Source organism: Cobetia sp. QF-1, from assembly GCF_002213105.1.
In the GTDB taxonomy this organism is placed as follows: domain Bacteria; phylum Pseudomonadota; class Gammaproteobacteria; order Pseudomonadales; family Halomonadaceae; genus Cobetia; species Cobetia crustatorum.
In genome coordinates this window covers 109928-123936 of the sequence record NZ_NBVS01000002.1, presented here as the reverse complement: position 1 = coordinate 123936, position 14009 = coordinate 109928, and the positions used below count along the sequence as shown (strand labels likewise).

The following is a 14009-nucleotide window of genomic DNA, read 5'->3' as shown; positions in this document are numbered from 1 at the left end:
TACGCGTCTCTGCACCATCTTCCTTACATCAGGGGAAGGGGCAGGACAGAGGTTACAGGACAGCCGTCTTTTCCCATGACGGCAGGAGAGAAACAACATGCTGGGCTGGTACCCGGGGCACATGCATAAGGCACGTCGTCAGATAAAGGACGCCTTGCCGGAGATCGACGTGGTGATCGAGGTACTCGACGCCCGCCTCCCCTACTCCAGCACCAATCCTGTGCTGGCTGAGCTAACCCGCCACAAGCCGGTGCTCAAGCTACTATCACGCGCTGACCTTGCGGACCCGATACGTACACGCGAATGGGTCGAGTACTTTGACGCCCTGCCCAATACTCGCGCGTTGGCAATCACGACACTGGATGCCCGAGACCTCAAGCAGATCCCCAGGCTATGTCGCGAGATGGCCGGCCATATCCGTGTCGACCGCGATGCGCGCGTGATGGTGATGGGCATTCCCAATGTCGGTAAATCGACGCTGATCAATGGCCTTGCGGGACGCAAGATCGCCAAGACCGGCAACGAGCCCGCCGTCACCAAGCGTCAACAGAAGATTCGTATCGATGGGGGCATTGCACTGATCGATACCCCCGGGGTGATGTGGCCCAAGATAGAAGATCAGGCGAGTGCCTATCGCCTTGCCGGTAGCGGCGCCATTCGCGACACCGCCATCGACTACACCGATGTGGCGGTGATCGTGGCCGCTGAGCTGGCCAAGCGCTACCCGACCGAGCTGACCGCGCGCTACAAACTGAAGTCGTTGCCGGCCTACACCGCTCATCCGGATGCTGAGCGTGTCGAGAGTGATGGACCGCGCAAGTTGGACCTGATGGCACTGTCAGGCTTCAATGGTGTGGCCATTCTGGAAGAGATTGCCAGCAAGCGTGGTGGTCTGCGCGCGGGCGGGAGCCTTGACCTGCATCGTGGAGCTGAAGTGCTGCTACATGAGCTGCGCGACGGCAAGCTGGGCCGCATGACACTTGAAACCCCGGCTGACATCCCGGCCGAGCCAACTCCTGAAGCTAACGGTGAGCTGGAAGAAGGGCTTGCCCAGGCAGGCAGCCCTGAAAATGACGGTAGCCCGGCACAATAAGGCAATGAAAACAGCGCGCTAATCATCACGGTGCTCCATCTCACCTCATTCGAGGTGCCTTAAAGCCAGTGAATAATCCTGCCAGGCAACCTCTGGCAGGATTTTTTTCTGCCTGAATATTTCAAACCACAAATTTAACCACGCTATTACCCCTTTGCCGTGGCGCTACGGGCGGGCACCACGATATGCTGGGCGCTCGCCCCTACACCTTACGTGACGGAGATCTACGGAAAGCATCATGGATACCGAGCAAAGAAAGCCCCGCGAAATTCGCAAGTCTCACAAGCTGGACAATGTCTGTTACGACATTCGTGGCCCGGTACTTGAGCACGCCAAGCGTCTCGAAGATGAAGGTCATCGCATTCTCAAGCTCAACATCGGCAATCCTGCGCCGTTTGGCTTCGAGGCGCCGGAAGAGATTCTTCAAGATGTGATGCGTAACCTGCCAACGGCGCAAGGCTACTGTGACTCCAAAGGGCTTTACTCGGCACGCAAGGCGATCATGCAGGAATGTCAGCGCAAGGACATTCAAGGTGTCGGTATCGAAGATATCTACATCGGCAACGGCGTGTCGGAGCTGATCGTGCTGGCGATGCAGGCACTGCTGGATGACGGTGATGAGCTGCTGGTGCCAGCACCGGATTATCCGCTGTGGACCGCTGCTGCCAATCTGGCGGGTGGCCGTGCCGTACATTATCTGTGTGATGAAGCACAGGACTGGGCCCCCTCCATCGAGGATATCCGCGCCAAGGTGACGACCCACACCAAGGGCATCGTGCTGATCAACCCGAACAACCCCACGGGCGCGGTCTACCCACCGTCAGTGGTGAAAGACATCCTGCAGGTCGCGCGCGAGTATGGCCTGGTGGTGTTCTCCGACGAGATTTACGACAAGATTCTCTATGACGACGTCGAGCACGTCTCGACTGGCGCGCTGGCTGATGATCTGCTGGTCGTGACCATGAACGGCCTTTCCAAGAGCTATCGCTGCGCAGGATTCCGCTCCGGCTGGATGATTCTTTCCGGTGACAAACGCCCTGCCGCTGACTTCATCTCCGGGCTCGACATGCTGGCCAGCATGCGCCTGTGCGCCAATGTCCCTGCCCAGCATGCCATCCAGACCGCACTTGGAGGCTATCAGTCCGTCAATGACTTGGTGCTGCCGGGCGGCCGCTTGTTGGCTCAACGCGACGTGGCCTGGAAGAAACTCAATGAGATTCCCGGCGTCAGCTGCGTGAAGCCCAAGGGAGCGCTTTACATGTTCCCGCGTCTCGACCCTGAAATGTATCCCATCGAGGATGATCAACAGCTGGTGCTGGAACTGCTGTTGGAAGAAAAGATGCTGCTGGTACAGGGCTCTGCCTTCAACTGGCCGACCCCTGATCACCTGCGTATCGTCACCCTGCCCTACGCTGACCAGCTGGAAGAGGCGATTGATCGTCTGGCGCGCTTCCTTGCCCGTCGTCGCAAGGCCTGAGCGAGTCTTCGGCACGACCTGAACGCCTGCCTCTCCCGCGAGTAGCGATTGGCGCACTGTTCGATATACGCTTTCCTGGCCGCCACACTGGCAGTGATTCATATCACTGTCAGCCTGACGGGCAGATAATTGCGCCTTACCGAACCCTTGGCACTGGAGACCTGACCCCATGATGCGGATAGCCCTCTTCCTGATCACCAACCTGGCGGTGGTACTGCTGGCTAGCATCACGCTGCGCCTGCTGGGCTTCGATGGTTATATGGAAGCCAATGGCATCAACTACACCGCACTGCTGATCTTCTGCTTCATCATCGGCATGGCGGGCTCGGTGATTTCGCTGTTTCTATCCAAGAGAATGGCCAAGTCATCAACCGGCACCAAAGTGATCGAACAACCGCAGAACGATGCCGAGCGCTGGTTGCTCGATACCGTGGCAGAACTGGCGCGTGATGCAGGCATCAAGATGCCGGAAGTCGGCATTTTCCCGGCACAACAGTCCAATGCCTTCGCGACGGGCTGGAATCGCAACGACGCGCTGGTCGCGGTCTCCGCGGGCCTGCTCAATGGTATGCGCCCGGAAGAAATACGTGCGGTACTCGCTCACGAGATCGGTCACGTCGCCAATGGTGACATGGTGACCCTGACGCTGATTCAGGGGGTGGTGAATACCTTCGTGATGTTCTTCGCGCGTATAGCAGCACACGCCATCGACGCCTTCCTGAAACGGGGCAATAACAATGGCGGGTTAGGCATGTTCGGCTATATGGCAGTGGTGTTCGTACTGGAAATGGTGCTGGGCCTGGCTGCCTCGATGATCGTGGCCTGGTTCTCGCGCTGGCGTGAATACCGTGCCGATGCCGCCGGCGCGAGTCTGGCGGGCAGTGGGGCGATGATCAATGCTCTGGCACGCCTCAAGCAGGAACACTCGCTACCCGACCAGATGCCAGACAGCATGACTGCGCTCGCCATCACGACGGGGCAGAGCCGCAAGCTGATGGAGAAGCTGTTCGCGAGTCATCCGCCACTGGATGATCGTATCGCAGCCCTCAAGGCGGCAGCTGACAAGTAAATATTGTGTTCATCGCCGGAAAACGAAAAAGCCCGCCACGTGATGCACGTGCCGGGCTTTTTTCATGTGCCGAAGGAACAATCGACTCAGCGCATCTCTGTCACCGGCTCATGCGGCGTCTCCAACACCAGCGACTCTGCCAGCGACGTCGGCTCCACCTCCTCTTCAAGCTCACCTTCCTCGAGGCGCTCCAGCTTGAAACCGACCATGGCGTAGATGATGGCCAGCGCCAGATTGATCAGGTTGAACAGCGCAAACGGCAGATAGCTCAGGGTCGCGACACCGAGGGTGGCCGCCATGTAAGCACCGCAGCTATTCCACGGAATCAGCGGCGAGGTGATGGTGCCCGAATCTTCCAGTGCACGTGACAGGTTGACCGGCGCCAGGCCACGACGACGGAACTCGGCACGATACATGCGCCCGGGCAGAATGACGGAGATGTACTGATCGCCCGTCACCACGTTGGAAGCTAGACAGGTGCCCAATGTCGTGATGATCAGTGAGCCGGCATTGCGCGTAGCCCCCAGCAGGCTCTGCACCAGTCGCTCCAGCAGGCCGAGACGCTCTATCACACCGCCAAAGGTCATCGCCGAAAGGATCAGCCACACGGTATTGAGCATGCTGCTCATGCCACCCTTGGTGAGCAGTGAATCAATCACCTCATCGCCACTCGCCGACACGTAGCCATCAAACATCGACATCCATACGCCCTTGAGCAATGCCATGGCAGTCGACATGTCCGCCACATTGGCCAGCCCTACCACTGCCTGCGGCTGGAACACTACTGCAAAGATACCGCCCAGCACTGCACCAAGAAAGATGGTCGGGAAGGCCGGCATCTGACGCACGGCCATGACTAGCAACACCAGCAGCGGAATCAGCAGGTGCAGCCCGATATTGAACTGCTCGGCCAGCTGGAGACGCAGCGTCTCGACCTGCTCAGGTGTCTGCAGGCTTGCGACAGCGTCATGGCCAAGCCACAGGAAGCCCAGCATCGCCAGCACCAGACTCGGTACCGTCGTCCACAGCATGTGCCTGATATGGGCGAATAGCGTCGTGCCTGCGGCAGCAGGCGCGAGATTGGTGGTATCGGACAGTGGAGAGAGCTTGTCGCCAAAGTAGGCGCCCGAAATCACCGCGCCTGCCGTAATGGCCTCTGACAGCCCCAGGCCATCCGCAATACCGATCAAGCCGATGCCGATGGTGCCTGCCACCGTCCACGAGCTACCCACCGACAGTGCGACCAGTGCGCACAGCAGACAGGCAGACGCATAGAAATACTGTGGCGCGATGACATCCAGCCCGTAGTAGATCATCGCCGGCACGGTACCCCCGAGAATCCAGGTACCAATCATGGCACCCACGGCAAGCAGGATCAGAATCGCGCCCAGCGATATCTGAATACCCTTGTTGATACCGTCTTCGATGTCACTCCAGCGATAGCCATTCTTGAGGCCTATCAAGCCCGCAATCATGCCACCACTGAGCAGCGCGACCTGATTCGGGCCCCACGACGCATCTGCACCGAACAGCACCACCGCCAGCACCAGCATGGCAATGACCAGTACGATGGGAATCAGGGCATCCAGCAGAGAAGGAGGCCGGCAGACGCTGCCCTCGCCGGTCTTATCGGATTGTTGTTGCATGCAAGGAACCATCTTCAGAAAAAAGGAATACCGTCACGCACCGTCTGGACAAACATGAGGGCAGGCGGAAGGAATAGGATACGGGGACAGGCACAGCATGACTTGCCCGCAAGGTCGCTCAAATTATGCTCAGGCGTCGCCTTGCAGTATTTCGGGAACAGTCACTGCAGACCAGCATCGACCTTTGTCGCACATTGCGCGCCATTATATCGACCAAGGTCGCGGACCGAAACGTCTAGCGTAACGACCATTTCTCGCGGCCAAAACGCAAACGCCCCTGCCGGCATGACCGACAGGGGCGAATGACACAAGGGTAGCGCCGAGACGAACAGACACTGAAGACCGAGGGCAATGCTCAGCCCATCATTTGGTCACCAGCTTGACGCGCGAGAAGCCGAAACCTTCGAGAACATCGCGCAGTTCACGTGCGTTCTTCTTCAGCTCAACACGCAACGTCGAAAACTCACGACGCAGCGGATATTCGCGACGATAGCGCACAAAGCCTTCGGCAGTACCGAAGCGACGCTGATAACGACGTAGGCCCAACACATCACGGCGCACGTCGTAACAGGCCCGTACGCACAGACCCAGTGCTTCTTCGGGCGGTGCCCAGCCCGTCAACACCAGCTTGCGCAACCACGGATCAGGTTTGAGCTGACCCAATTTGCGACGTGCCGGCAAGCCGAAATAGCGGCAGGCCTGTTGATAGATGATCTCAGTACCCTGCATCTTGCCATCCAGGCTGTGACCCGCAATATGCGGAGTGGCGATATCCACCAGCGAGGCAAGCTCGGCATCGATATCCGGCTCGTTTTCCCACACATCAAGTACGGTCAGCAGATCACCACGCTCCTGCAGGCGCTGCTTGAGCGCAGCAGTATCGACGCAGCCTCCGCGCCCGGCACTCAACAGTACGCTGCCAGGCTTGAGAGCATGGATGCGCTCCGCATTCATCAGATGATGTGTCTGGTGCTCGCCAGTAGTGATCATCGGCGTATGCACACAGATGACATCACACTCCGCGACCAGCTGATCGATATCAACGAAGCGGGGCGCATTCTTGCTCTCATCGCCCTGCCCTTCGGCCTCAGTACGAGGCGGGTCGCAGACCAGTACCTCAGCACCGAGGGACTCGAGCCGCTTGATCAGCCGCGACCCCACCTGACCGGCACCGATGACGCCAAAGCGGCGGTTGAGCTGTAGATCAAAGCCTTCCTGCTCGGCCAGATGCCACAACGACGACAGCACGTAATCCACCACCGAATCGGCGTTACAACCTGGTGCGTTGGTGAAATGGATTCCCGCAGACTCGAGCCAGTCGAGGTCAACGTGATCGGTGCCGATGATCGGTGAACCAACGAAGCGTACGCGAGTACCCGCCAGTAACGCCTCATCCACTCGAAGCGTGGAACGGCAGATCAACATGTCGGCATCCTTGAGGACGGCGTTGTTGATCTCACTGGTGGGCAGACAGGTCACTTCACCCAATTCGGAGAAGAATTCATCTGCCAAGGGGACGTTATCATCCACGATGATGTGCATCTGTTGCCTTTTCCTTCCTGTGGCAATGGGTTGCGCTGCGGGCATATTACACTGACGTATCGGCTTTTATTGCCTCATACCTTGTCGCAAAGCTCGCGAAGATTACAATGGTATGATTTCCTGCCCGCCGCCGTGCCATCTTAGGCGCACGTCGTGGGCGTCACAAGCTTGCGACAATCGTCAGGCCATCACAGTCTCGCTTCGGGAGTCACGCGTGATCATCCGCTGGGAAAGCCACCACGATTACGTTCTGGTCCATGTGCATCAGGACATGTTCGGCGACTGGATCGTCAGCCGCTCCTGGGGCCAGATTGGCACCCAGTTCGGCGGGCTGAAACATGACCTTGCCGAGAACTACGAACAAGCCATGACCTGGGTCAGCGATCTTGCGCATATCCAGGCTTCACGCGGCTTCACCAAGGTACTTGAGGCAACCGCCGACAGTCCCGAGGCTGAAGACGCCATGCATCAGATGTCGCTATTGGAAGGCTAGACTTCTCAGCATAAACATACTGGCGTGCGCCATATATCAAACGCTACATACCAAAAGACCGCTCGTGCATGATTGCATGGGCGGTCTTTTGATGTGCGGCACCTCTCTCAGCCGAGGACTCGACCTCAGTTGAGAAAACGGCGTCCATTGCGCATGACAGCCGTCCTGGAGACGAGTGCATCTTGTGGTGGCGCCAATGCCAACCCTGGCACGGATAGCTCGACACCTTGCATGGTCAGCCACTCCGACAGCGTCTGGGAAGTGTCTGCAAGAGAATATTCCTCGCCTGCAGACGTCCTCAGCACCGGAATACGGGTGGCATAACGCGCTACCCGCGCTGCGTCATCCGCAATCTCGACCTTCTCCAGCATCACCTGCGCACCTGACTGCACAAGCATTGCCTCGAGCTGCCCGCACAGATGGCAGCCTGCAGTGGTGAAAAGCTGCAGTGGCACCAAAGCACCCATTATTTAGCCCTTCACGTCGTTAACACGACGAATGCGGTAAACGTGATGGATATCCGGACGACGCTTGAAGTCAGGATCCAGCAGCTTACGCGATAGATTTTCCACTACCAGGTGCTCGCTCACGCTGTCATCCAGCACGAAACGACGATGGTTATTGGAGAAAATCAGCGTGCCGCCGGGTGCCAGACTCGCTACCGCCAAGTCAATCAACCGTGCGTGGTCGCGCTGAATATCCAGGGTGCCTTCCATCTTCTTGGAGTTGGAGAACGTCGGCGGATCCATGAAAATCAGGTCGAATTGCTCGCGAGAGCGCTCCAGCCACTTGAGGCAGTCACCCCGTACGAGCTGGTGGCGCTTCTCATTGATGCCGTTGAGCTTGAAGTTCTCACGCCCCCAATCCAGGTAAGTATTGGACATGTCGACGCTGATACTCTCACTGGCCCCGCCCAATGCCGCGTGCACACTGGCCGTCGCGGTATAGCAGAACAGGTTGAGGAAGCGCTTGCCTTCCGCTTCACGCGCCAGCAGCTTGCGTACCGGACGATGATCCAGAAACAACCCGGTATCCAGATAGTCCTTGAGATTCACCCATAGCTTGGCATCGCCTTCCTGCATCTCGATGCGCTGACCAGAGGTATCCTGACGCGTGTACTGTGCCTTGCCCGCCTGACGGGTACGCTGCTTGATGTGAATGTCATTCGGCGAGCAACCCAGCACACCGGGAATCGCGGCCAGGGCATCCATCAGGCGCCGCTGCGCTTGGCTTGCATCCACGGACTTGGGCGGCGTGTATTCCTGCACGTGCACGTGACGGCCATAGATATCGATGGCCAGCGCGTATTCCGGCATGTCGGCATCGTAGAGACGATAGCAGGTGGTATTGCTTTGCTTGAGCCAGCGGGCCAGAGCCTTCTGATTTTTCTTCAGGCGATTGGCAAACATCTGACCGCCTTCGCTCAGCGCAGGCTGACTTCGGGCATCTTCGACCACACTGTCTTCATCAGCCGCACGCTCACGCATGGTCACGTCAATCATGAGCAGCTTGCATTCGAGCTGACCATTGCGGAAAGCATACTGACGATGAGCACGCAGTCCCAGGCGGTGACCCAGATCAGGGTTACCGGTGAACATCGCCAGCGTCCAGCCGCCGAAATGACGCTTCATACGCTCGCCCAGGCTCGCGTAGAGCGGCACCAACGCCGGCAACTCACCCAAGCGCTCACCATAAGGCGGATTGGTGATCACCAGGCCAGCCGTGGCGCCTTCAGGGCAGGTCAGTTCCGCGACGGAAGCACCTTCAAATTCGATCAATGCAGGAATGCCAGCACGCATGGCGTTGGCACGTGCTGCCGAAATCGCCTGCGGGCTGTAATCACGTCCAAAGAGACGCGCCGTAACCTGACGACGCCCGGCAATGGCACGCTGCTCCATCTCTTCACGCAGCGCCGTCCAGATACGCTCGTCGTGGCGGCCCCAGTGACGGCAGGCAAACTGCTCGCACAGCGCTTGCGGTGCGATATCAGCCGCCATCAGTGCCGCTTCGATCAATAGCGTACCGGAACCACACATCGGGTCGACCAGGCTTTCGCCACGTGCCGCACGTGCCGGCCAATCAGCGCGCATCAACAGGGCCGCGGCCAAGTTTTCCTTGAGCGGTGCGTGAGCAATATCCGGGCGATAGCCGCGCTGATGCAAGCTACGCCCGACCAGGTCAATACCCAGCGTGATGTAACCGTTATGCAGATGGGCATAGATACGCAGATCAGCGCCCTTGCCATCGACCGTCGGCTTGTTGCGCCCTTCCTCGAACATCGCCTCGACGATGCCATCCTTGACGGTCTGAGCGCCAAAGAAAGTATGCCGGATGTCTTTCCACGTTCCGTGGAAATCGACGGCGATAGAGGCACGATCAGGCAATTCCATCGCCCAATCGACCCCAGCACTTGCCTTGCGCAATTGCTCACCGGTATCCACACCACCGACGCGAGTCAGCAAGCGAATGATGCGGTTAGCCAGGCGTGACCACAGGATGGTGCGATAGGCCATTTCCTGACTGCCATTGAAATGCACACCAGCGACGGTAGTTCCAGTCACCTCGGCACCCAAGGCAGTCAGCTCGTCAGCCAGCAGCGTTTCAATGCCACGCGGGCAGGTCGCAAACCAGGTGGATAGCGGGTTGCTGGGCGCACGGGGCGAGGTCGCAGAGGTTGTGTCAGTCATGAATCTCTCACCGGCAAATGCCGGACTTATTCCTGTGAGTTGGCTTCTGGCACTAGCGATATTCCTATACGGCTGTCGACAAGCCAGAGGCAGTGTTCTAAAAACTATAGGTGTAGCTACGAATTCGGACAGGTAACACGCCATGCGAAATCGAGGGTCAAGGAGCGAAACCCTCATTCGGGCAATTTTCCAAACCCGCACAGGTATCAATAGTGTCGGTACAGGAGAATAGTGACCTTTCCATCATCACACTCGAGCGTATTCAAGCAAGACTCTCAATCATCTCACACCCGCGACCTTTTCCGACATGACTGGTCAACAGAACGAGATGATGAAGCATGAGGCGAAGGTGCCTGTCAGGGCATCGGCCTACTCTCTCAATCGGCGCATCGTGCTGCATCTGGCGTCTGCGATCAGGCCACGCCTCATCGAGACATCATTGCAGGCAGTGACTCACAGCGCCGATGGGTTCTCACATAGAGGTCATCCATGAAGAGACAGAAACGTGATCGCTTTCAGCGTGCCTATGTTCACGGCTACAAGGCCGGAGTAACTGGCCGCTCCCGTGACGAATGTCCCAGTATCGATGTAAATATGCGTGAATTCTGGATGAGTGGCTGGCGTGAAGGACGTGGAGACCAGTGGTCTGGTATGACCGGCGTTTCTGGCATACACAAGAATCCGATGGTGCTGTCCTAAGGTACTGTTCCCTGCCAAGCAAGATGGAGTCGACGTAATACACCGGAGTCATATACAGAATCATCACATGATGGATATGACTCCGGCATGATGGCGCATCGCGCCATTCACCCCGCCCACGCAGCCTGATGCGCTGCGCAAGCGGATTCCGGCATCACGCCACCGGCAAACCTCTCACCAGGCCCCGGTAGGCACGTATAGAGAGGACTCGAGGTGTTCACGGTGAGTCGGCCAATACCGACTTCACCCGGAAAAATCCCAAGGATGTCGCAGTGCGACAAGCCTGACCACCAGGGAGGTAACGCCTTATTTCTACCTTGATGACGCACGGCACAGACAGGATGACTGAGATGTAGGCAATGGGGCCTGCACCTGTAGTTACCTTGATGGCCGCGATGTTGGCGCCCGTGTCACGGCACTTGCCATCATGCTCTATCAACAAGCGCGGCAGGCGACGGCCTGCGGGGGCGACGGTCCAGCGCGGAGTACGGCACGGGTATACGTTCACTTGACTGCATCCGCAGGTTCGTCAGAAGCTGCAATACGCTTCACGCCTGCATTCACTAACCACGGCCCGATGAGCTCAATGGGTCTTACCCAAGCCGTCATCCTTGGCGGAAAAGCGCTTCGCATCGTGCACGCTGGCTGGACATGGCAGCCAACACGGCGCTGACAGATCACGAAAATATACTGTCATCGCCATTTCATCTTCACGCCGGTACCGAGGCCGCCTCCTGCTGATAACAGGGGGCGGCTTTTCTATTATATGTCTGCTTTTGTGCCCAGCTGACACGATGATCTTATCTGGCTATCACCTGGGCCGTTACACCCGAATCAGAGTATCAGCCTTATCCAGCGCGCGTACGCACTCACCGACCAGTGACGGGCCACGATAAATCAAGCCGGAGTAAAGCTGGACCAGATCAGCACCCGCAGTAATCTTCTCGCGCGCACTCTCACCATCGGTGATTCCTCCTACACCGATAATCGGCATCTGCGGCAACGCATCACGCAGGCCACGAATCACGCGGGTAGACGACTCACGTACCGGTGCTCCTGACAGCCCACCGGCCTCATTGGCATGAACATTACCCGCCACTGCAGTGCGCTCGATGGTGGTATTGGTGGCAATCACACCATCAATGCCATTGTCAGCCAGGGCGCGAGCCACGAAGAGAATTTCGTCGCTATCCATGTCCGGTGCAATCTTGATCACCAGCGGCACCTTCTTGCCACGGCTAGCATCCAGCTGATCGCAGCGCTGACGTAAACCCGCCAACAACTCACTCAAGTGATCACCGAACTGAAGATTGCGCAGCCCGGGAGTATTGGGCGATGAGATGTTGGCGGTGATGTAGTCGGCGTGAGCATGTACGGCGTCCAGACACAGCAGGTAATCACTCAACGCATCATCGACAGCGGTCGTCAGATTCTTGCCGATATTGATGCCCAATACGCCCTGGTATCGGGATTTTCCGGACTGCTGCGCTGCCTTGACGCGCTCGACCAGATGCTCAACACCTGCATTGTTGAAGCCCATGCGGTTGATGATCGCCTGATGCGCCGGCAGCCGGAAAAGACGCGGCTTGGGATTACCAGACTGCCCTTTCGGTGTCACCGTACCGACTTCAACAAACCCGAAACCGAGCGCGCCAAGAGCCTCAAGATGATCGGCATTCTTGTCGAGCCCTGCGGCGAGCCCAACACGATTGGGGAATGTGAGTCCCATCAGTGTGATGGGATCTTGCGGGGCTTCTCCGCCAAGTCCACGTGCCATCCCTAGACGATGCGCCATATCGAGCGCACTGAGTGTCACACTGTGGGCCGTTTCCGGATCGAGTCTGAACAGTAGAGAACGAGCGAGCGAGTACATGGCAATCTCCAGGCGGCAGACGGGGTCATGGCAGCAAGACTAGGCCACGAGCAAGACTGGGCGCGGATTATACCCGAAGCCTCGTACAACAGACACCGCAGGACAGATTGCCCTCCCAATATGAGCATAAAAAAGGACGACCCCGTATAGGGGCCGTCCTTGATCTATCCGGTGAGGACTTCCGTTAGCGAGAAGCTTTCCAGAATGGCCTCCTTGTCCAGATCACTTCACGTCAAGCTGCTGCACACGAACGGTGTAGTTATTGACACCCTCCATGGACGTACCGTACTTGCGACCACTGACCCATACGGTATAACGGCCCGGCTCAAGCACTGTCTTGAGATGGAAGTCTCCCTGGAAGCCTTTGCCCTTGTCGCTAGCGACTGCATTGCCGCTGGCATCCAGCAAGCGCATCTCCAGCTTGTAGGTACCTTCGCTACCCGGGAAGGTTTCACTATCGATGGTCACGGTGCCGCGCTCGCCGACATCGAAGGTCAAGACCTCACCCTTCTCGTTGATACGCACATCGGTAACGATCTCGTCGAAGCGACGATCCTGCGGTTCGGCTTCTGACTGAGTAACGGCTGCGCTGCCGGTGGCGGCCGCTGTCTGACCAGCATCAGCGGCATCAGCAGCACCTTCAGTCGCCCCCATGGCACCTGATGCCGCTGCACTGCCTGTCTCGGCAGTCTTGCTCTCACGTGCCGCTTGCTCTGCTGCTGCGACGGTCGCCGGCTTGATGGTAGCGACTTCATCATCAGCATTGACGAAGGCGGTACGACGGCCATCACCATCAGTATCGAGGAAGACCAGTCCATCGCCAGTCTCGATACCACTGTCCTCGGCAGACAGCTTCTCACCGCTCTCGTTGAGACCTACCACATTCACTTCATAGGTGTTGCCACCTGACTTGCCTGCACTCAGCTTGTCGCCACGCACACGCAGTTTGTAAGTGCCCGGCTGAAGTTCGGTGCTGATCTTCAAGCCATCAGAAGCACGATTACCCTCTGCTGACACGACGGTCGCACCCTGCTCGTCTTCAAGAGTCGCCTTGAGCGTATAGGGATCTGTCACGTCAAAGTTGGCATTGCCGTCAATCTCGTAACGGCCCGCTTCCTTGATGGTGAACTGATGCACGCTGGTGCCACCGAACTGGAAGTTCTGGCTGTGGGCATCGCTGCGTGGCTTGAGGAACTTGGAGACATCAAGCTTGCCCGCAGCCGCTTCAGCGCGCTGCTGAGCAGGGCTACCGTCTGCCAGCGCAACCTGGAAAGTCAATGTGGAAAGGCCGAGCGCAAGGGCGCAGGCAAGGGGTAACGCACGATGTGACATGGTGTCTCTGCCTTGTTGTACTGGAGCTTTGAAAACATCTGCCTTTGAGTGTTGCCGCAGCAACCCTCAAGACGTGTCATTAAGGTCTACACAAGCTG

General features: G+C 57.9%; 12 protein-coding genes. 5 read left to right on the top strand and 7 right to left on the bottom strand.

The features are described 5' to 3' along the window. Positions 1 to 97: 97 nt before the first annotated feature. The 3 genes from ylqF (at position 98) to htpX (ending at position 3639) form a co-directional block, all read left to right on the top strand. Positions 98 to 1093 carry a ribosome biogenesis GTPase YlqF gene (gene ylqF, locus CFN46_RS03865; RefSeq protein WP_024953142.1) on the top strand — a complete coding sequence of 332 codons (996 nt, stop codon included), beginning with the start codon at positions 98 to 100 and terminating at the stop codon, positions 1091 to 1093. Positions 1094 to 1331: 238 nt separating this feature from the next. Beyond that, the gene (locus CFN46_RS03860) at positions 1332 to 2570 is read left to right on the top strand and encodes a pyridoxal phosphate-dependent aminotransferase (protein WP_024953141.1); all 1239 of its coding nucleotides are present in this window, start codon (positions 1332 to 1334) and stop codon (positions 2568 to 2570) included. 169 nt (positions 2571 to 2739) lie between these two features. Next, a complete protein-coding gene (gene htpX / locus CFN46_RS03855) occupies positions 2740 to 3639 on the top strand; it encodes a protease HtpX (RefSeq protein WP_088742763.1) in 900 nt (299 codons plus the stop codon). 86 nt (positions 3640 to 3725) lie between these two features. Here the strand turns inward: htpX and nhaC are convergent, their stop codons facing one another. Together nhaC and pdxB are read right to left on the bottom strand one after the other, a co-directional pair. Further along, positions 3726 to 5285 carry a Na+/H+ antiporter NhaC gene (nhaC, locus tag CFN46_RS03850; protein WP_024953140.1) on the bottom strand — a complete coding sequence of 520 codons (1560 nt, stop codon included), beginning with the start codon at positions 5283 to 5285 and terminating at the stop codon, positions 3726 to 3728. A 363-nt stretch (positions 5286 to 5648) separates the two neighbouring features. Continuing rightward, entirely contained in the window at positions 5649 to 6827 is a 1179-nt protein-coding gene (pdxB, locus tag CFN46_RS03845; protein WP_088742762.1) for a 4-phosphoerythronate dehydrogenase PdxB, read from the bottom strand. A 214-nt stretch (positions 6828 to 7041) separates the two neighbouring features. Here pdxB and CFN46_RS03840 point away from each other — a divergent pair, with 214 nt between their 5' ends. Beyond that, positions 7042 to 7320 carry a WGR domain-containing protein gene (locus CFN46_RS03840; RefSeq protein WP_024953138.1) on the top strand — a complete coding sequence of 93 codons (279 nt, stop codon included), beginning with the start codon at positions 7042 to 7044 and terminating at the stop codon, positions 7318 to 7320. A gap of 125 nt (positions 7321 to 7445) precedes the next feature. Here the strand turns inward: CFN46_RS03840 and CFN46_RS03835 are convergent, their stop codons facing one another. Next, positions 7446 to 7775 (bottom strand): glutaredoxin family protein, encoded by a 330-nt coding sequence (locus tag CFN46_RS03835; RefSeq protein ID WP_169734544.1) that lies wholly within the window; start codon positions 7773 to 7775, stop codon positions 7446 to 7448. 15 nt (positions 7776 to 7790) lie between these two features. Continuing rightward, positions 7791 to 10007 carry a bifunctional 23S rRNA (guanine(2069)-N(7))-methyltransferase RlmK/23S rRNA (guanine(2445)-N(2))-methyltransferase RlmL gene (rlmKL, locus tag CFN46_RS03830; protein WP_088742761.1) on the bottom strand — a complete coding sequence of 739 codons (2217 nt, stop codon included), beginning with the start codon at positions 10005 to 10007 and terminating at the stop codon, positions 7791 to 7793. Between the two features lie 489 nt (positions 10008 to 10496). Between rlmKL and rmf the strand changes: the two genes are divergently transcribed. Continuing rightward, entirely contained in the window at positions 10497 to 10706 is a 210-nt protein-coding gene (gene rmf, locus CFN46_RS03820; RefSeq protein ID WP_024953135.1) for a ribosome modulation factor, read from the top strand. Between the two features lie 217 nt (positions 10707 to 10923). Here the strand turns inward: rmf and CFN46_RS17415 are convergent, their stop codons facing one another. The 3 genes from CFN46_RS17415 to CFN46_RS03810 form a co-directional block, all read right to left on the bottom strand. Further along, positions 10924 to 11214 carry a hypothetical protein gene (locus CFN46_RS17415; protein WP_141103625.1) on the bottom strand — a complete coding sequence of 97 codons (291 nt, stop codon included), beginning with the start codon at positions 11212 to 11214 and terminating at the stop codon, positions 10924 to 10926. A 315-nt stretch (positions 11215 to 11529) separates the two neighbouring features. Then, positions 11530 to 12579: a quinone-dependent dihydroorotate dehydrogenase gene (locus tag CFN46_RS03815; RefSeq protein ID WP_088742759.1), complete on the bottom strand. Its 1050-nt coding sequence runs from the start codon at positions 12577 to 12579 to the stop codon at positions 11530 to 11532. Positions 12580 to 12801: 222 nt separating this feature from the next. Next, positions 12802 to 13911 carry a hypothetical protein gene (locus tag CFN46_RS03810; RefSeq protein WP_024953133.1) on the bottom strand — a complete coding sequence of 370 codons (1110 nt, stop codon included), beginning with the start codon at positions 13909 to 13911 and terminating at the stop codon, positions 12802 to 12804. Positions 13912 to 14009 lie beyond the last annotated feature (98 nt).